Source organism: uncultured Megasphaera sp. (assembly GCF_958350005.1).
Taxonomy (GTDB): Bacteria; Bacillota; Negativicutes; order Veillonellales; family Megasphaeraceae; genus Megasphaera.
Window position 1 is genome coordinate 1 of record NZ_CATWFF010000028.1, and the last position, 17,037, is coordinate 17,037.

Consider the following 17,037-nt stretch of genomic DNA (forward strand, 5'->3'; position numbering starts at 1 on the left):
TGCAATGGCACATTGTCATGCGCCATTGCATGGTCTTATCATACACCTTTTTTATGAGTTGTCTTATCTAAACGTTCGATTTTATTTTTATATTATTGTATCTCCTTATTTTTATTGTATAATACAGTTGTAGCCTTACATATTACCATTATAGACAAGGAGAGAAATACGATGATGATACATTCCATTCCCGCTGGTATTGCTCCGTATATACACAGCCATTACGATGATTTTGTCCATTTGCTTTGCCAGATTATTTCTATTCCTTCACCGACAGGACAGGAACAGGCTAAAGCAGAATGGATTCTGAACTACCTGCACCGCATGGGCGAAACCCAGGCGTATATCGACAAGGCCGGCAATGTCATCTGCCCCTGCCAGACGGAGGGACACGAAACATTCCCACTGTACAATGCCCACATCGATACGGTCTTTACGCAGCTGAAGGAAATTACGCCGTCCATAACCGGCAATATTCTTGCCGCTCCGTCGTGCGGCGACAACAGTTCCAGCGTCGCCGGCCTCCTGTTTATTCTGACCATGATCCGCGATCTGCAGCTGGCCCTGCCGAAAGGGGCACTCTTTGCCTTCAATGTCGGCGAAGAAGGGCTGGGAAATTTAAAAGGTATGCGCCAGCTTATGGCTGACTGGAAACAGTCCGTATCGGAAGTCGTTGCCGTAGACTGCACGTATGATCAGGTCGTCAGCCTTCCCGTCGGCTCACGGCGTTATACCGTTTCCATAGACGCCGAAGGCGGACACAGCTGGATGCATTTCGGCCATACCAACGCCATTGCCGCTGCTGCCGCAATCATTACCCGCCTCTACGCGCTGTCTGTACCGACATCGCCGAAGACGACATATAATATCGGCACTATTCAGGGAGGGACGACAGTCAATTCCATTGCGGCTCATGCCGAATTCACCGTAGATCTCCGTTCTGAATCACACGGCGAGCTACAGAAACTGGACGATACCTTCGCCGCACTGATAAAGGATGAGCAAAATGACAAAATTACCATTACCAAAACGCTGATTGGCGAACGGCCCTGCAGCAACGGCACGACGGCAGATGAGCAGTGCCGCCGCATTGCCGCAATCCGCCGGGAAAAAGGCCTGCCGACGACCTTCATTTCCGGCAGTACAGACGCCAATATTCCCCTGAGTCTGGGCATTCCCGCCATTTCCTTCGGCATCTGCCGCAGCCAGGGCGAACACACTGTTCATGAAACGCTGGAACTGGATACGATTGAACCGGGACTGCTGCAGTTCGTAACGTATATGCTATCTTGATTTTTTCTGACAGTAACATACTTCTTTTTCCACAACCGCCGCCAGTTTTACTGCGGCGGTTTTAAATTCTTCCGGCGTCGTATAGGCATAGGACAGGCGCAGGGAATGAGTAGGCCTGTATCCGTATATATCGCCGGGATTGATGAGGATTCCAGCCGCTGCGGCCCTGTCAAAAAGCCGCTTCATATCGACAGGCACCTGCAGGGTCAGCCAGATATAGAAGCCGCCAGTGGGAACATGCCAGCTGGCAAGATGACGAAAATGCCGGTCCAGTACACTGAGGGCGCAGTCCCGGCGGCGGCGAAGTTCCTGCCGCAGGTGCCGCACATATTCGCCATAGATTCCGCTGGTCAGAAATTCAGCCATTACCAGCTGCGACAAGGCGCTGGCACCATAATCAACCTGCATCTTGACGTCTCCCAGGCGCTGCACTATCGGTTCCGGCCCAATAAGCCAGCCAATGCGCAGACCCGGTGCCAGCGCTTTAGACGCACTCCCCAGATACAGTACAGTTCCGCCTGTATCCAGGGCCTTTAAGGCCGGCGGCGCCGTACCTTCAAAGGTCAGATCACTGTATGCGCCATCTTCAATAACCGGCAGACCGGCAGAGGAACAGAGGTACAGCAGTTCCTGCCGCCGGGCCAGCGGCATCGTGCAGCCTGTGGGATTATGATTCGTCGGAATCGTATACAGGGCGGAATGAACCCGATGGGCTCCTGCCGGCAGCATGTCAGCCAGCTGCTGTACCTGCAGCCCGTCATCGTCCATGGGAACACCGCACAGGCGCAGGGCCGCCGACTGAAAGACCTGCAGAGACTGCAAATACGTCGTTTCTTCCGTATATACGACGGAGCCGCCGTCGAGAAGGCTGGCTGATATAAGCTGCAGTGCCTGCAAGGCGCCGGAGGTAATAATGATGGACGACGGCGGTGCCGTAATGCCCTGGGAAGCCATATGGTCAGATACAGCCTGCCGCAAAGCCGGCAGTCCCAGCGGCTCCGGATAGCCTAAGGATGTCATATGACGGCCTACGTTTTCCAGTACGCGCCGCATCTTTTCAGCGGGAAAAAGCCGGGGATCCAGCTCGCCCGTTCCTAATCGCACCACCTGGGGATCAAACTCCAGGTGGTTAATATGCTGCACCATAGTCCGATTAGCCTGAAAATAGCCGGATGCAACATAACTTCCCCAGTTTGGCTGCGGCGGCAGCCGCAGCGGCCATGTATGGCCGGCAATCTGCGTGCCTGCACTGCGGCGGCCTTCGACGACGCCATACGACACCAGTTTATCTATGGCGGCGCTGACAGTACTGCGGTTTACGCCAAAACAAACAGCCATATCCCGCTGTGACGGCAGGCGCGTACCGGCCGGCCATTCGCCGCTGCGGACTTTCTGGCAAATAAAGCGGACAATCTGTTCATATACGGGCATATTCAGTTTCTTATCCGGCTTCCATGCCAGCCGGACCGGCTCGACTCGTTTCTGCATGTTTCTCCTTTTGGCTGGTTCCTGTTCCGCCGCCTTGGCTGGTCCCAGGCCAGCTCCTTCCTGTTATACTAAATACAGCGCATACACTCGGAAAGGTACGTTCTTATAGTTTAATTATACAGTATGATAAAAAGATTGTATGTACCTGAACATATATCGCCAGTATTCTATTACCAGGAGGGATGGACATGACATTTTTCTTACAGGGACTGACACTGGGACTGGCCTATATCGCCCCTATTGGCATGCAGAATCTGTTCGTCATCAATGCGGCCCTGACGTTTCCGCGCCGCCGGGCACTGGCAGCGGCGCTGATCGTGCTGTTTTTTGATATCACCCTGTCTATAAGCTGCTTTTACGGCATCGGGTCCCTTATGGCCCGCTACGAGTGGCTTCAGCTCGTCATTCTCTGCCTGGGAAGCCTTCTCGTCATGTCCATTGGAATTCGCCTGTTCCGCACACGGAACGAAGGGAATATGACGAAAGCTGCGCCGCCTACATTGCCGCAGACCATTTCCCGGGCCTGTGTAGTCACCTGGTTCAATCCTCAGGCGATTCTGGACGGAACGATGCTGCTCGGCGCCTTTCATGTCACCTTGACGGCGTCTCAGGCTGCTCCTTTTATGACTGGCGTCATTACGGCCTCGTGTGCATGGTTTCTCGGTCTCGTCTTTTTCATCTCCCTGTACAGTCACCGGTTCAGTGCCAGCATACTCCGCATGATCAATATGGCCTGCGGTGCCATCATTTTCCTGTACGGCGGAAAGCTGTTCTGCCAGTTTCTTCAGCTCAGCCAGTTATGGCCCTGACATATTCTCTGTTCTGACAGCAAAGGCTCCTGTATCGGCATATCCAATAGACGCTGAGCAGATAATACTATAAAATGAAGAGGTATACCTGCTGATAATCTATATAAGGAGCATGCCCATGTTTAACCGATACGTGTTTTTCTGGAAAATCGGCATCCTGACCATGGCAGGGTCTCTTGCCGCATGGTGGCTGTATGGCCATATAGTTCCGGCATTGCAGCCCTGGCCGTCAGTCCTGCCGTTTTTGCTGCTGTCATTCTGCTTTACCCTGTCACACAATGCGATTCATGCCCTGCCCATTGCGGTTGTAAAAGTACTGGCCTGGACCGGCGGCATATGGCTGGGCTTTATTATCTATTCTGCCTTTGCTGCCGCCGCCTTTGCCCTTCTGTACGTCTTGAGCCTTGCCGTCGGCTGCAGCCAGCTGTGGCAGTCCTGGGCACCGTCCATCGCCTTGCTGTGCGCCGCTACCGTAGTGATTCTTTTGCTGCACAGTGCCTGGAAGGCCTTTCATCCCATATACCGGACTGTCACCTTGTCTGTACCGGCAATTTCCTCGCCAGTCACGCTGGCCTTTGTCACAGATATTCATCTGAGTCCTATCCTCAGCACCTGGCATACACGCCGTCTGGTCCGCAAACTGATGCAGCTCCAGCCGGACTGCATCCTCTTCGGCGGCGACCTCATTGACGCCCACTGGGATTTCGTCCGGCGCGACGGCAGTTATGCACCGCTTCTGGACCTGAAAGCTCCCTTCGGCGTATATGCAGTCTACGGCAATCACGATTACTTCGACAGCTCCATTAGGGAACTTTCGCAGTCTCTGCCATCTCTTCACTTTCTCTGCAATGACCGGGCCTATCTGCCGGAACACATCGTCCTGACCGGACTGAATGACTACCTTCACGAGCCAGCTAACGACGTACCGCCAGCCGTCGACGGCGCATACAACATCCTCATGGACCACGAACCACTGCGCATCGCTCAGGCCGGCCGCCGGGGCTATGATCTCTACCTGGGCGGTCATACGCACGGCGGCCAGTTTTTCCCCGTAACAGCCATTACGAAACGACTGTTTCCCCTGTCCTTTGGGACGGCCCGTTTCGGAAGCCTGACAGCCATCGTATCCAGCGGCTATGGGTTCTGGGGCCTCCCGCTGCGTACAGGGCCGGCACCGGAAATCGTCGTTCTCCGCCTTCAGCCAATTTCACAGTAACAGAAAAAGAGCGCAGCTCCAGGAATGGGAGGAGCTGCGCTCTTACTGTATCTGTACAGTTACTGCACAGTATTAATCAAAGCAGTACTGGCAAAATACGCCGGTCAGGTCAAAGCCGCGTTTCTGCTGTGTATCGGCTACGGCACCGGATTTTGGCTGTTCCATCGAAGCCAGCAGTGCTTCGCCGCGGCAGTAAATACCTTCACCGTTTGCATTACCGCTGAACGGCAAGGGCATCATCGTATTTACCAAGTTGTCAAAAGTCAATGTGTTCTGTTTCATCATGAAGCCCCCTTCTGCGAGCCTGTGTACATACTTCATTCTCGCTTGGTCTGTATCATACTCCCATTCGCAGCGGTTGTCAATGATTTTTGCTCATAAATTTTGTAAAATCTATGAGAAAAGTGAAACATAGTTAATGAGCAGCTTGGCAATCAGCACGACCGTAACTGCCAGCATAATGACCCGAATAAACCCGGTTCCGCGCCGAATGGCCATGCGGGAACCGAAATAGGCACCAATCATCAGGCTTACAGCCAGCACAACGGCATAGACGTACCAGATTTTCTGCCAATATATAATCAATATAAGAGATGTGATATTTGTCACAATAGCCAGTAATTTGGCATTGCCTGCGGCGACGACTAAATCAAATCCCAGCATGGCAAAGGCTGCGACCATGAACGTCCCGGCCCCTGGCCCGGCAAATCCGTCATATATACCAGCAACGAAAGCGGCTGCACAGGCCTTGCGCACAGCATGCCGTCCCGAAGAAGCAGCCTGTGTGCTTCCCAAATCCCGTTTTACAAAGACAAACACCGCCGTCAATATGAGAACGCCGAGCAGCAGCGGCTCCAACACCTGCGGCGGCAAATAGATCATAACAGAACTGCCGCAGACCGACCCGGCCAGAGCAAAGGGCACCATGTACCGAAGAAGATGGACATCGATTTTCCCTGCTTTGACAAACTGCCAGGCACTGGTCATATTGCCAAAAGCAGCGGCAAATTTATTGGTCCCTAAGGCAATATGCGGCGGCAGTCCCAGAGCAAGGAGCATGGGCAGTGAAATAAGCCCGCCGCCACCGGCAATGGAATCGACAAATCCTGTAAAAATCCCGCCGACAGCACACAGCACCATAGGCCAGGAAAAAAGCACACTCATAGTTTCCATGACAGACTCCTTTCGTCACAGCACGCAGCGTAAAGAGAAGCAGCATTGATTTACTTATTGTATACCTTCAGGCAGCAATAGAAAAGAGCGTGCCCTAAAGCAGAGAATCAGCATGCAATATCTGCAGAAATGTTACAGTTTCGACTAAAATACGTCCTATCCGTTATGAGATACTTTCTTCAAATAGGTGAACCATGCTATACTCTTTACAGAGAATTATACTTGCAGCAACAGGGGGAACCTATCATGAAAATCGACAGGAAATTCAAAATCGCCATTGCCGCCGTTATCATCGCCGTCGGTGCCTTTGGCGGATATCACTACTACCAGACCCAGCAGGAGACCAAGCAGGCCGCTGCCATCGAAACGGCTGATGTGGTCCGCATGAACCTGAAATCTACTGTATCGGCGACGGGTACAATCAAGCCTGTCGATTCTGTCGAAGTATCGCCTAAAATCACAGCCCGCATCAGTCAGGTTCTGGTCAAGGAAAACGACCGCGTATCTGCCGGCCAGACAGTAGCCACGCTGGACGGCAAAGATTATCAGGCCCAGCGGGATCAGGCCCAGTTTAAGGTGACAAACACGCAGCTGGAACTGGAACGGGCCCAGAAGCTTTATGACGTCGGTGCCGGCACCAAACAGGATCTGGATAATGCCAAATTCAACTATGATACAGCCGAAAGCGCCCTGACCAAGGCCGATTCCGACCTGGCCGAAACGGTCATTACAGCTCCCATGGACGGCGTCGTCGTCGGCGAGCCCAAGAGCGTCGGCACCATGGCCGTCCAGGGCAACAGCAACCCGACAGTCATCATGTACATTGCCAATACATCACAGAAACAGATTCTGGCCAAAGTTGATGAAACAGATATTGGCCAGATCCAGATCGGTCAGGATGCAACCTTTACTGTCGATACGTATACTGGCAAAACCTTTACGGCTCACGTATCCAAAATTTCCCAGACCGATACAAGCAATACATGGAATACGACCGGCACGGCCAGCACGGCATCCTCTTCGTCTTCAGCAAGCGTCATTTACTACTATGTCACCCTTGACGTGGATGACCCGAACGATGAACTGCGCCTGGGCATGACGGCCCGCGTGGAAATCAATACATCGGAAAAAGAAAATGCCCTCGTCGTCCCCATTGCCGCCTTGAAGACCAACGATAAAGGATCCTATGTCCTGCGGGTAACAGGAAACGGCAAAACCGAACAGGTCCCGGTAACGACAGGCATTTACAGCGATGAATACGTCGAAATCAAATCGGGCCTCAACGCCGGCGACAAAGTATCCATTACCTATAATGCAGCCAAATCTTCCAGCTCCGGAAATTCCCGCCGTCAGGGCCCGCCGCCGATGTAAGGAGGGTGCTGCCATGAAACACGTCATTGAACTGACGAACATCAAAAAAATCTACCATATTGGCGGCGAAGATTTTGCCGCCCTGGCCGGCACTACCCTGTCCATTGAGGAAGGAGAGTTTGCCGCCCTCATGGGGCCGTCAGGCTCGGGCAAATCGACACTCATGAATATTCTCGGCTGTCTCGACCGGCCTACGTCCGGCTCGTACAAGCTGGGCGGAAAAGAAGTATCCCATCTGACTGATGATGAACTGGCAGCTACGCGGAACAAGCGCATTGGCTTCGTCTTTCAGAATTTTAACCTCTTGTCGCGCATTACAGCCCTGGATAATGTAGCCCTGCCGCTGGTATATGCCGGCGTGGGCCATAAAGAACGGACGCGGCGGGCCATGGAAAAGCTGGAAGCCGTAGGTCTGGCCACGTGGGCCCACCACAAGCCCAATGAACTGTCCGGCGGCCAGCGCCAGCGCGTAGCCATTGCCCGCGCTCTGGTCAATAATCCGCACATCATCATGGCCGATGAACCGACAGGGAATTTGGATACAAAATCGACGAAAGAAATTATGGCCCTCTTTGAAGAGCTTCACGAAGAACACAAGACAGTCATCCTCGTCACGCACGAACCGGAAATTGCCGCCTGCGCCAGCCGGCAGCTGCTCATGTGCGACGGCCAGATTACCCGCGACGAAGGGAAGGGGGTCGTCATGGATGTTGTTTAAAGAAAGCGTACAAATCGCCATTACAGCCTTATTGGCCAACAAGCTCCGCTCTGTTCTCACCATGCTGGGTATCATCATCGGCGTCGGTGCCGTCATCGCCATGATTTCCATCGGCATGGGCGTCCGCCAGAACGTGACCAATTCCATTGCCAGCCTGGGCAGCAACATGCTCATCGTCACGCCGGGATCGACCAACCAGGGCGGCGTCCGTTCAGCAGCCGGCTCCAGTCAGAAGCTCAAACTGGAAGATGCCGAAGCAATTAAGAAAAAAATCAAAAGCATCGACTATGTATCGCCAACCGTCAACAGTGCCTATCAGATCGTCAACGGCAATCAGAACTGGAATTCATCGGTCTACGGCGTTACGCCGGAATACCTGAATATCCGCGACCTCACCGTTGCAACAGGCTCTTTCATTACCCAGGCTGATCTCAATTCCCGCAACCGCGTCGCCGTCATCGGCACGACTGTCGCCTCGAATCTGTTTGAATCGGAAAATCCTGTAGGCAGAAATATCCGCATCAACAACCAGCCCTACAAAGTCATTGGCGTCCTGGAAAGCAAAGGCCAGTCCTCCATGGGCAGCGACCAGGACGACATGGTCATTATTCCCCTGACGACGGCACAGGAACGGCTCATGGGCATTACCTATATCCGGTCCATCAACATCCAGGTCTCATCTGCCGATAAGATCGAATCGGTCCAGGGACAGGTTGAAACGCTGCTGCGCCAGCGTCACCATATTGTAGGCGACAAAGAAGATGACTTTACGGTCCGCAATCTGACGAGCCTCATGGAAACCATGACCAGTACGACGACGATGCTGACCCTCTTTCTCGGCAGCATTGCCGCTATTTCCCTCCTTGTCGGCGGCATTGGCATTATGAACATCATGATGGTATCCGTTACGGAACGGACCCGGGAAATCGGCATCCGCAAGGCCCTGGGGGCTACCTTCCAGAATATTATGATGCAGTTTCTCATCGAATCTGTTGTCATCGGCGTCATTGGCGGTCTGCTGGGCGTAGCTCTCGGCGTCGGCCTGGCCCTCCTCATTGCCAAGCTCGGCGTCTTTCAAACCGTCATCACAGCGGCGCCAATTCTTCTGTCCTTTGGCTTTTCCGTCGGCATTGGTCTGTTCTTCGGCATTTATCCGGCAAAAAAAGCAGCCAAACTGGACCCAATCGAAGCACTGCGATACGAATAAACCCAGCATATGTCATGCCCAAACAGCTCTTGTCTGTTTCATCAGCAAGGGCTTTTTTTGTTTCTTGCTTTTGAAGCATTTTATGTATTTGTTCTGTATATGTGAAAATTTTTAAGAATGATTTACTTTTTCTGAAATTTATTATAGAATATGTATATTGACTGACGATTATTTTTTATGTACATTGACAGCCATACAATAACATACATTCAAAGGAGAATGAAGCTATGTCAGAAATGCAACAGTACGTCGATGACGTCATGAAAATTATTCAGCACCGCGATCCGGAACAGGCTGAATTCCAGCACGCCGTATATGAAGTGCTCAATTCCATCGTTCCCATGTTGGAAAAAGAACCGAAATACAAGGAACACCACATTCTGGAACGGATTATTGAACCGGAACGGGTCGTTATGTTCCGCGTCCCCTGGGAAGACGACAAGGGCGTCATTCACGTCAACCGCGGCTACCGCGTCCAGGCCAACAGCTCCATTGGGCCTTACAAGGGCGGCCTGCGCTTCCATCCCAGCGTCAACCTGAGCATCCTCAAGTTCCTGGCTTTTGAACAGATCTTCAAAAACGCCCTGACCGGCCTGCCCATTGGCGGCGGCAAAGGCGGCTCGGACTTTGATCCCAAAGGCAAATCGGACCGTGAAGTCATGCGTTTCTGCCAGAGCTTCATGAATGAATTATACCGTCACATTGGCCCGAACATCGACGTTCCGGCCGGTGATATCGGCGTAGGCGCCCGGGAAATCGGCTACCTCTACGGCCAGTACAAACGCATTCGCGACGCCTTCGACGCCGGCGTTCTCACCGGCAAAGGCATTGCCTACGGCGGCAGCCTGGCCCGTACAGAAGCTACCGGCTACGGTCTGCTCTACTTCGTTCAGGATATGCTGGAAAACAAGGGCATTTCCCTGAAAGATAAAACCGTCGTCGTATCCGGTTCCGGCAACGTTGCTATTTACGCCATGAAAAAAGCCCAGGCTCTCGGCGCCAAGGTCGTAACCTGCTCCGACTCCAACGGCTATATTTATGACAAAAACGGCATTGATGTCGCTGCTGTACAGACGATCAAAGAAGTACACCGCGGCCGCATTAAAGAATACATCAACATCCATCCGGAAGCTGAATACCACGAAGGCAGCCAGGGTGTATGGACCGTACCGGCCTTCATTGCTCTTCCCTGCGCTACGCAGAGCGAAATCAGCCTGGAATCGGCTAAAATCCTCGTTGCCAACGGCGTAAAAGCCATTGGTGAAGGCGCCAACATGCCTTCTACGCTGGAAGCTATGGCTTATTTCCAGGAACACGGCGTCCTCTTTGCACCGGCTAAAGCAGCCAACGCCGGCGGCGTTGCCGTATCGGCCCTGGAAATGGCGCAGAACTCGGAACGCATGTCCTGGACTTTCGAAGAAGTAGACGGCAAACTGCGTGATATTATGCAGAATATCTTCACCCAGGCCAAAGAAAATGCTGAAAAATACGGCGTTCCCGACAACTACGTAGCTGGCGCCAACATTACGGCCTTCAAAAAAGTGGCCGACGTCATGATCGAACTCGGCTTAGTATAAGCACTGCGACACTTTATTATACAGTTTTTACAAACAAAACAGCAGGCTGCTGACTCTTGTAATACGAGAGCAGCAGCCTGCTGTTTTGTTTATTATTGCGCCATCAGCTGAATAACTGCCGTATGGGCATATACCAAATCTTTGCCATGCATAAAAAAGACGCAGCCGTCACAGGGAGCTTTCAGTTCTTCCATGACAGAATGGTCGTAGGGATCGTATATTTTGGCTACAACTTCCCCCTGACGCACTTCATCATCAATCTGAACGACGTGCTTCAGGAAGCCGGCGTGCTGACAAACTACGGGAGTCAGCTGCTGTTCCTCAATGACCTGGCTCTGATAGCCGCCGGGAACAGGCTGGTCGACAAAGCCTTTTTCATACAGGAACCGCAGGACACTGTTCCGCGCCTCTTTGGCACTGACGACGTCAACAGTATCGCAGGCCTTCGTATACAGGGAAAAGGCCTTGCATTTCCAGATCTGCCAGTTGTAGTTCAGCGTCGTCGTATCATAAGGCCGCGGATCGCGAACGACAATGTAGGGCAAGCCAAAGAAACGGCTGTTTTCCAGATCTTCGCTGCCAGTCCGCATGACCCGGATATGGTTGGAAAACTCACCAGGAATATAGGAACTGGTAAACTGCACGCCATAGTCATAGTCCTTAATGGCGTCAAAAATGCCTTCAGCAATACGCTGCGTCGTTTCCCCTTCATAATACCCGGGAAACATGCGGTTAATATCTGTATCATCCTGGGGCCAGAACCGCTTTTCCTGATTCAGAGAATACGTATTGGCACAGGGAATAACCGTAATCCGGACGTCGTCGCGAATCCGCTTTTTTTCTTCGTACTGCTTCAGTTTTTTTACCAGCAGGGAACAAATATACATCTGCTGTACTTCATTGCCCCGCAGGGAGCCAATAATACAGATGCTTTTTCCGCTGCTGCCGCCAAACTCATAGGCCCGGATATGCAAATCCGAACGATACAGAGATTCTAGCTGATATATAATCGTCTCTTTCATCCTTCACACTCCAATATGCGTCCCATCAGACTTCCTTCACTGACAATGGGATATTCCCGCAGCGTAAACAGCAAGCCGCTGCACGGTGAAACTACTTCATGACGTACCTGCCCTTCCAGGGGATGGACAATGCGGCCAATAACTTCCCCTTTCAGTACCCGATGATCATGTCGGACATTGGGAAGAAACAGGCCGGCACAGACAGCATTGAGAAAATGGACCTGCCCGTCTGTACTGATAATCGGTTTCTTAACCGGCAGGGACATACTTTCCATCATGCCAAGCTGCACCATGGCGTTGAGAATGCCCTGGCAAAGCTGGTCGCCATAGGCTTTGGTAATACGCATGCCTACGCCCATTTCCACGACCAGCGTCGGCGTATGCCGTTCATTCAGCGAATAGGCCAGCGTGCTTTCCAGAACCGTCGAAGCGCTGTGAACCCAGATATAATCCATGTTCAGCCACTTGCCCATAGGCACGAGCACATCCTGCTGCAGTTCATTGATGCGGATCTGCGGAATTTCGCGCAAGTAAATATTGCTGGCATGAATGTCAATGACCAGGTCTGCCCCGGTCAGGTCATCCATAATGCAGCTGGCTATATATTCGACCATGGAGCCCTTGGGATCGCCGGGAAAAATACGGTTCATGTCCAGGTCGAACATGGGAACTCCGCGGGTAATGGAATCCATGCCCAGCGGATTCAGACACGGATAGATGTCAACCGTTCCCTGCCACTTGTCCTGATACTGCCGCAGCAGCTCCTGCAGCCGGAAGCACACATACTGGCCTTCCAGTTCATCGCCATGGGTACCGCTGACAATACAAATACGCTTGCTGCCATTGCCGGAAACGAGGTGATTTTTCTGAATTTCATATACCTCATCAGCAGGCAGCGGGATTTGTGCAATACATTGTTTCATATACTGATTTCCTACTCTCTTCTAAAATTCCAGACTACCGAGTCATGCATTCCGTCATGGAAACGGTAATATCCTGTTTCTGCGTAACTGGTTCGGGGCTGTAAAAGATTCCCTTATTGACCAGACAGTCCTTATAATCCCGCCCGCAGGACAAACTGATATAGTCATCATCGACAAGGCGGTTGTTCGTCGGGTCCAGGCCGCGCCAGCAGCTGCTGGACAGTACGTCGACCCAGGCATGACTCAGCGGTTCGCCCGCCATGACGCCGGCTACATAGCGGGCAGGAACATGCATGTACCGCAGTACGGCCAGCATGATCTGCGCATAATCCTGGCACACGCCACATTTCTGGGCAAAGGCATCAGAAGCCGTCGTCGTTATGACAGTGCGCCCTTTTTCATAGGTCATAGCCTGATGTACGGCCTTCATGACGTATACAGCCTTTTCATAGGCATTAGGCAGACTTTCACAGGCCCGTTCACAGTCAGCAGCAAAGTCTGCCAGCGCACCGGCTGCGCAGGTTTTCGCTGTAGGCAGACAATAGACACTGTGTAATCGATTATCCCAGTCAAACTGCCTGCTGTCAACAGCTACACAGGCTTCCATGAAAAAATTCAGATCCTGCGCCGGTGCTTCCTGATAGCCATACACAAAATGATTGCCAAAGCAGTCCGTACTGTAGGAATAATAATCTACATCCAGAAGCACCTTGACCTGCCGTATCGTCTGGCGCGGATCGGCTTTGGGCAGGCAACGAAAGGAAAAATAGTGATGGTTAATTTCTGAATCAACATGCAGATTCATCGTATACTGAAGCTGATATGTTTTCATTACCTCTGTTCGCCGCCCTTCCTATATGATGCGCTCTACCTGCGTAATAGCGCGGACATACTCGACGGGATCGCTGTAAATGAGGCGCCGGGCTTTCAAAAACGATTCCCGGTCATAAGGGATTTTCGATTTCTTCAGGCGGTGATCCAGCGTTTCACAGGCCATGGTCAGCTCATCGACGGGCTTGCGGAGGCGCAGGTACATATCGAGCCGTTCCAGCCGTTTTCCCAGCTTGACAATATTGCGGATTTCATAGTTCTGCACATTATCATCGAGACACGCCCAGAAGGCCAGAATATAATCGAGCGTTCCCTGGAGATCCATAATAAAGGAATGAAAGTCTTCTATCGACTTCAGGGAATCAAGGGACAGCTCCAGATAGGACATGGTCTCCGACCCCAGTTCATTCCGCAGCACAATGCAGTTGTCATAGGCCCGATTCAGGTTGGATACGATAGAATTCATATCCGTTTCATCCTTGACGTAGCGCTGTACAAAATCATCGAGACTCGTATAGATGTTGGGAATTTGAAAATTCTGACAATACTGAATATAAAAATCCGGATTTTCAATCATCCGGTCATAGCCGCGGAAAAATTCGCGAATCGTAATATATACCCGTTCACTGTAACGGCCAAGCCACAATAAGTTGTCTACTTTATCTACTGAGATAATATCCATGTATCCTTAAAGCCTCCTCCTTGCGATGAATTGACGATAAAGCTGTCCGGATTCCGGGAGAACCGGGTCAGGCCGCTCTTCCATGCTTCCGTCGTTTTGCCGGTCAGCACAAAAGCCCGCAGATCTGCTTTCCGTTCGACCAGCTTGCCGTCATCCATAATTTCCAGATCCTTAAAATCAATTACTTCCTGAGCAATAAAGCGGCGCCGTTCCTTCTTCAGCTTCGACAGGAAGGCTGCCTTTTCTTCTGCATTCAGCGTGTTGCCAAAGAACACGCCGTATCCGCCGGCTTCAGACACATCTTTAATGACCAGATCATCGAAATGTTCCAGTACATACTTCATATCGGCATCATAATAGGGCAAATAGGTCGGTGCATTATGTAATATTGGTTTTTCACCCAAATAGTACTCGATCATTTTGGGGACAAAATAATAAATTCCCTTATCATCGGCTACTCCATTGCCAGGTGCATTGATGATCGCTACATTTCCTTTGCGGTAAATTTCCATCAAATGAGGAATGCCAATGAGTGATTCTTCCAGGAATGTCATGGGGTCCAGATATTCATCAGATACGCGCCGGTAAATAGCGCCGATTTTTTCCAGGGACCCTGTATAGTTTTTAAAGTATACATAATCTTCGTTTACAACCAGTTCATTAGGCCCGACGAGAACGGCCCCGGTCTTTTCAGCCAAATAGGCGTGTTCAAAATAGGCCGCATTCATACGTCCCGGCGTAAATACGGCGTTAATTCCGCCTGTATTTACCCAGTCCATCGTCTCTTTGAGCAGCTTGGCATAATCCCGGTTATCTTCCACATGATTCTGTACATACGTCATGGGACTGGCTTTGCGGCACAAGGTCCGGGCAATCATGGGATACGACGCGCCGCTGGGAATGCGCAGATTATCTTCCAGCACGTACCACGTTCCATCCTTGGCCTGTACCAGATCAATGCCGGCAATATGCGCATAAATCCCTTTAGGCGGATAAATCCCTTCGCATTCTACCAGATACCCTTTGGACGAATAAATGAACTCTTCCGGAATAACGCCGTCCTTAATAATCCGCTTGTCTCCGTACACATCCTGCAGAAACGCATTCAGCCCATTGACGCGCTGTATAAGGCCGGCCTGCAGGTACTCGAATTCTTCCTTGCCAATGACCCGGGGAATAGTGTCAAAGGGAAATAACTGTTCATGGAAGCAGTTATTCTTGTAAATCCCAAACTTGACGCCATATCGCTTCAGCAGCTCATTGGTCTTATCCGTATACTTAATCAGCTCTCGTGTATCCATCTTGTTCCTCCCCCTTATAAAAAACAACAACGGCATCCTTTTTCCTCCACGAGAAACTAGAACGCCGTTGTCATATTTTATTGTTTTAAGTTTATACCGATGTTACAGAAAAGTCAATCTTATTTATTTCTATATGCGGATAAATTTTTCTTATTTTTGAAATTTTCCTAATGCTGAGCCGGAATGGCCGCACTTTTTTTTGTCTGCGTTGCCGCCTGCAGTTCAGCTACATCAATGGCCCGGCTGCTGCGCGTTGCCAGGCTGATGCCGAGGAATACACCGGCACAGACGATCCATTCTGCATAAATGACGTGCGGCAGAATGCGGACGGCTGGCACGAACATCCAGGCAACGAGGACGATGACCGAAGCCAGAATCGTGTAGAATGCAGCATCACGGGAGCAGTACTGCGGCGCATACATCGTCATGAGGACGATCATGCCAAAGGCGGCCATAAGAGACAGACCGGCCATGAGGGTCGAAATAATGCCGCTGATAGTCAGGGCAAAGGCCAGTGTCAGCAGTCCCAGGAGAAGTACGGAAATGCGGGTAACCAGCATATATTTGCTTTCCGACATATTCGGATTGATGAACCGTTTGTGAATATCCTGGGAATACAGCGTTGCTGCCGACAGCAGCAAGTTGCAGGCTGTGCTGACATCAGCTGCCCAGAGAGAAGCCAGCGTAATGCCGGCAATCCACGGATTCAGAGACATAATGAGTTTCGGCAGCGCCGTCGTAGCGGAAATCTGCGGATACATTTCAGAAGCAATGACGCCGAGGAACGCAGCGATGAAGCCGACAGGCAGCATAACCAGACCGCCGATGATGAAGCCCCGGCGAGCAGTCTGCACATCTTTTGCGCCCAGAGAAATCTGAATAATAGCCTGAAGCGACAAGTTAACTGTAATCAGTACGACAATCCAGGTTACAATCGTCATGGGACCAACACCGGAAATGAAATCCAGGGATTTCGGCGTCGGAGCCTGAATGGCTACAGTATCAATGCCGCCAGCCATGGCCAGGATGAGGAAAGCTGCAACAGTAATGCCAATGTACTGCAGCGTAACATTGAGGATATTGGACTGGCTGGCCGACCACATGCCGCCAATGAGAGTAATGCCAATGAAGACGACAGCGCTGACGAGCATCCCCGTTACGGGCGTGAAGATATTGGGCATGAGGGCCGATAAAATCGCGCCGCCTGCAACGTACTGCAGGCTCATGACGACGAGCTGTACCAGAATCTGACAGCTAATGCCGGCAATCATGCTCTTTTTGTCATAATACCGTTCGAGCATTTCCGGAATCGTCGTAATGTGAAGACGACGATATTTTTTGGCTACTGTCAGGCCCATGACGATGGCGCCAATCCCCCAGGCTGCCGTATACCAGCCGGCAGACAAGCCGACTTTATAAGCCTGTT

General features: G+C 51.5%; 16 protein-coding genes. 7 read left to right on the forward strand and 9 right to left on the reverse strand.

Annotated features, from left to right (window positions below; translation table 11 throughout):
- Positions 1–171 precede the first annotated feature (171 nt).
- Positions 172–1,293, forward strand: coding sequence for a M20/M25/M40 family metallo-hydrolase (locus tag Q3886_RS02950; protein ID WP_301859675.1), 1,122 nt, complete (start codon positions 172–174; stop codon positions 1,291–1,293).
- On the opposite strand, the gene Q3886_RS02955 is transcribed toward Q3886_RS02950, so the two are convergent.
- Positions 1,285–2,781, reverse strand: coding sequence for a PLP-dependent aminotransferase family protein (locus Q3886_RS02955; RefSeq protein WP_301859676.1), 1,497 nt, complete (start codon positions 2,779–2,781; stop codon positions 1,285–1,287). The genes Q3886_RS02950 and Q3886_RS02955 overlap by 9 nt on opposite strands.
- A gap of 188 nt (positions 2,782–2,969) precedes the next feature.
- On the opposite strand from Q3886_RS02955, the gene Q3886_RS02960 reads away from it, so the two are divergent.
- Together Q3886_RS02960 and Q3886_RS02965 are read left to right on the forward strand one after the other, a co-directional pair.
- Positions 2,970–3,590, forward strand: a complete 621-nt coding sequence (locus tag Q3886_RS02960) for a LysE/ArgO family amino acid transporter (protein WP_301859677.1) — start codon at positions 2,970–2,972, stop codon at positions 3,588–3,590.
- A 118-nt stretch (positions 3,591–3,708) separates the two neighbouring features.
- The gene (locus Q3886_RS02965; RefSeq protein WP_301859678.1) at positions 3,709–4,806 is read left to right on the forward strand and encodes a metallophosphoesterase; all 1,098 of its coding nucleotides are present in this window, start codon (positions 3,709–3,711) and stop codon (positions 4,804–4,806) included.
- A 72-nt stretch (positions 4,807–4,878) separates the two neighbouring features.
- Here the strand turns inward: Q3886_RS02965 and Q3886_RS02970 are convergent, their stop codons facing one another.
- A complete protein-coding gene (locus tag Q3886_RS02970; RefSeq protein WP_301859679.1) occupies positions 4,879–5,091 on the reverse strand; it encodes a hypothetical protein in 213 nt (70 codons plus the stop codon).
- A 108-nt stretch (positions 5,092–5,199) separates the two neighbouring features.
- The gene (locus Q3886_RS02975) at positions 5,200–5,979 is read right to left on the reverse strand and encodes a TSUP family transporter (RefSeq protein WP_301859680.1); all 780 of its coding nucleotides are present in this window, start codon (positions 5,977–5,979) and stop codon (positions 5,200–5,202) included.
- Positions 5,980–6,225: 246 nt separating this feature from the next.
- Between Q3886_RS02975 and Q3886_RS02980 the strand changes: the two genes are divergently transcribed.
- The 4 genes from Q3886_RS02980 to gdhA all read left to right on the forward strand — a co-directional run bounded on the left by Q3886_RS02980 (position 6,226) and on the right by gdhA (position 10,852).
- Positions 6,226–7,350, forward strand: coding sequence for an efflux RND transporter periplasmic adaptor subunit (locus Q3886_RS02980; RefSeq protein ID WP_301859681.1), 1,125 nt, complete (start codon positions 6,226–6,228; stop codon positions 7,348–7,350).
- Between the two features lie 13 nt (positions 7,351–7,363).
- The gene (locus Q3886_RS02985) at positions 7,364–8,068 is read left to right on the forward strand and encodes an ABC transporter ATP-binding protein (RefSeq protein ID WP_301859682.1); all 705 of its coding nucleotides are present in this window, start codon (positions 7,364–7,366) and stop codon (positions 8,066–8,068) included.
- Positions 8,058–9,275 carry an ABC transporter permease gene (locus Q3886_RS02990; protein WP_301859683.1) on the forward strand — a complete coding sequence of 406 codons (1,218 nt, stop codon included), beginning with the start codon at positions 8,058–8,060 and terminating at the stop codon, positions 9,273–9,275. The genes Q3886_RS02985 and Q3886_RS02990 overlap by 11 nt, the downstream gene beginning before the upstream one ends.
- A 227-nt stretch (positions 9,276–9,502) precedes the next feature.
- Positions 9,503–10,852 (forward strand): NADP-specific glutamate dehydrogenase, encoded by a 1,350-nt coding sequence (gdhA, locus tag Q3886_RS02995; protein WP_301859684.1) that lies wholly within the window; start codon positions 9,503–9,505, stop codon positions 10,850–10,852.
- 92 nt (positions 10,853–10,944) lie between these two features.
- Here gdhA and Q3886_RS03000 read toward each other — a convergent pair whose 3' ends face one another.
- The 6 genes from Q3886_RS03000 to Q3886_RS03025 all read right to left on the reverse strand — a co-directional run.
- On the reverse strand, positions 10,945–11,874 hold the full coding sequence (locus Q3886_RS03000; RefSeq protein WP_301859685.1) for a M14 family metallopeptidase: 930 nt from the start codon (positions 11,872–11,874) through the stop codon (positions 10,945–10,947).
- Positions 11,871–12,797 (reverse strand): M14 family metallopeptidase, encoded by a 927-nt coding sequence (locus Q3886_RS03005; protein WP_301859686.1) that lies wholly within the window; start codon positions 12,795–12,797, stop codon positions 11,871–11,873. Before Q3886_RS03005 ends, Q3886_RS03000 begins: the two co-directional genes overlap by 4 nt.
- Positions 12,798–12,831: 34 nt before the next feature.
- The gene (locus tag Q3886_RS03010) at positions 12,832–13,629 is read right to left on the reverse strand and encodes a transglutaminase domain-containing protein (RefSeq protein ID WP_301859687.1); all 798 of its coding nucleotides are present in this window, start codon (positions 13,627–13,629) and stop codon (positions 12,832–12,834) included.
- A 21-nt stretch (positions 13,630–13,650) separates the two neighbouring features.
- Positions 13,651–14,310 carry an alpha-E domain-containing protein gene (locus Q3886_RS03015; RefSeq protein ID WP_301859688.1) on the reverse strand — a complete coding sequence of 220 codons (660 nt, stop codon included), beginning with the start codon at positions 14,308–14,310 and terminating at the stop codon, positions 13,651–13,653.
- Positions 14,292–15,611, reverse strand: coding sequence for a circularly permuted type 2 ATP-grasp protein (locus Q3886_RS03020; protein ID WP_301859689.1), 1,320 nt, complete (start codon positions 15,609–15,611; stop codon positions 14,292–14,294). The genes Q3886_RS03015 and Q3886_RS03020 overlap by 19 nt, the downstream gene beginning before the upstream one ends.
- Positions 15,612–15,778: 167 nt before the next feature.
- The coding region (locus Q3886_RS03025) for a sodium:solute symporter family protein (RefSeq protein WP_301859690.1) at positions 15,779–17,037 on the reverse strand (1,259 nt) is incomplete at its 5' end.

What these genes read in the sequence shown, in the direction of transcription:
- Q3886_RS02965 (WP_301859678.1), top strand. Translation starts at nt 3,709, where the DNA reads ATGTTTAACCGATACGTGTTTTTCTGGAAAATCGGCATCCTGACCATG.
- Q3886_RS02985 (WP_301859682.1), top strand. Translation starts at nt 7,364, where the DNA reads ATGAAACACGTCATTGAACTGACGAACATCAAAAAAATCTACCATATT.
- gdhA (WP_301859684.1), top strand. Translation starts at nt 9,503, where the DNA reads ATGTCAGAAATGCAACAGTACGTCGATGACGTCATGAAAATTATTCAG.
- Q3886_RS02955 (WP_301859676.1), bottom strand. Translation starts at nt 2,781, where the DNA reads ATGCAGAAACGAGTCGAGCCGGTCCGGCTGGCATGGAAGCCGGATAAG.
- Q3886_RS02950 (WP_301859675.1), top strand. Translation starts at nt 172, where the DNA reads ATGATGATACATTCCATTCCCGCTGGTATTGCTCCGTATATACACAGC.
- Q3886_RS03010 (WP_301859687.1), bottom strand. Translation starts at nt 13,629, where the DNA reads ATGAAAACATATCAGCTTCAGTATACGATGAATCTGCATGTTGATTCA.
- Q3886_RS02980 (WP_301859681.1), top strand. Translation starts at nt 6,226, where the DNA reads ATGAAAATCGACAGGAAATTCAAAATCGCCATTGCCGCCGTTATCATC.
- Q3886_RS03000 (WP_301859685.1), bottom strand. Translation starts at nt 11,874, where the DNA reads ATGAAAGAGACGATTATATATCAGCTAGAATCTCTGTATCGTTCGGAT.
- Q3886_RS03005 (WP_301859686.1), bottom strand. Translation starts at nt 12,797, where the DNA reads ATGAAACAATGTATTGCACAAATCCCGCTGCCTGCTGATGAGGTATAT.
- Q3886_RS02975 (WP_301859680.1), bottom strand. Translation starts at nt 5,979, where the DNA reads ATGGAAACTATGAGTGTGCTTTTTTCCTGGCCTATGGTGCTGTGTGCT.
- Q3886_RS03020 (WP_301859689.1), bottom strand. Translation starts at nt 15,611, where the DNA reads ATGGATACACGAGAGCTGATTAAGTATACGGATAAGACCAATGAGCTG.
- Q3886_RS03015 (WP_301859688.1), bottom strand. Translation starts at nt 14,310, where the DNA reads ATGGATATTATCTCAGTAGATAAAGTAGACAACTTATTGTGGCTTGGC.
- Q3886_RS02970 (WP_301859679.1), bottom strand. Translation starts at nt 5,091, where the DNA reads ATGATGAAACAGAACACATTGACTTTTGACAACTTGGTAAATACGATG.
- Q3886_RS02990 (WP_301859683.1), top strand. Translation starts at nt 8,058, where the DNA reads ATGTTGTTTAAAGAAAGCGTACAAATCGCCATTACAGCCTTATTGGCC.
- Q3886_RS02960 (WP_301859677.1), top strand. Translation starts at nt 2,970, where the DNA reads ATGACATTTTTCTTACAGGGACTGACACTGGGACTGGCCTATATCGCC.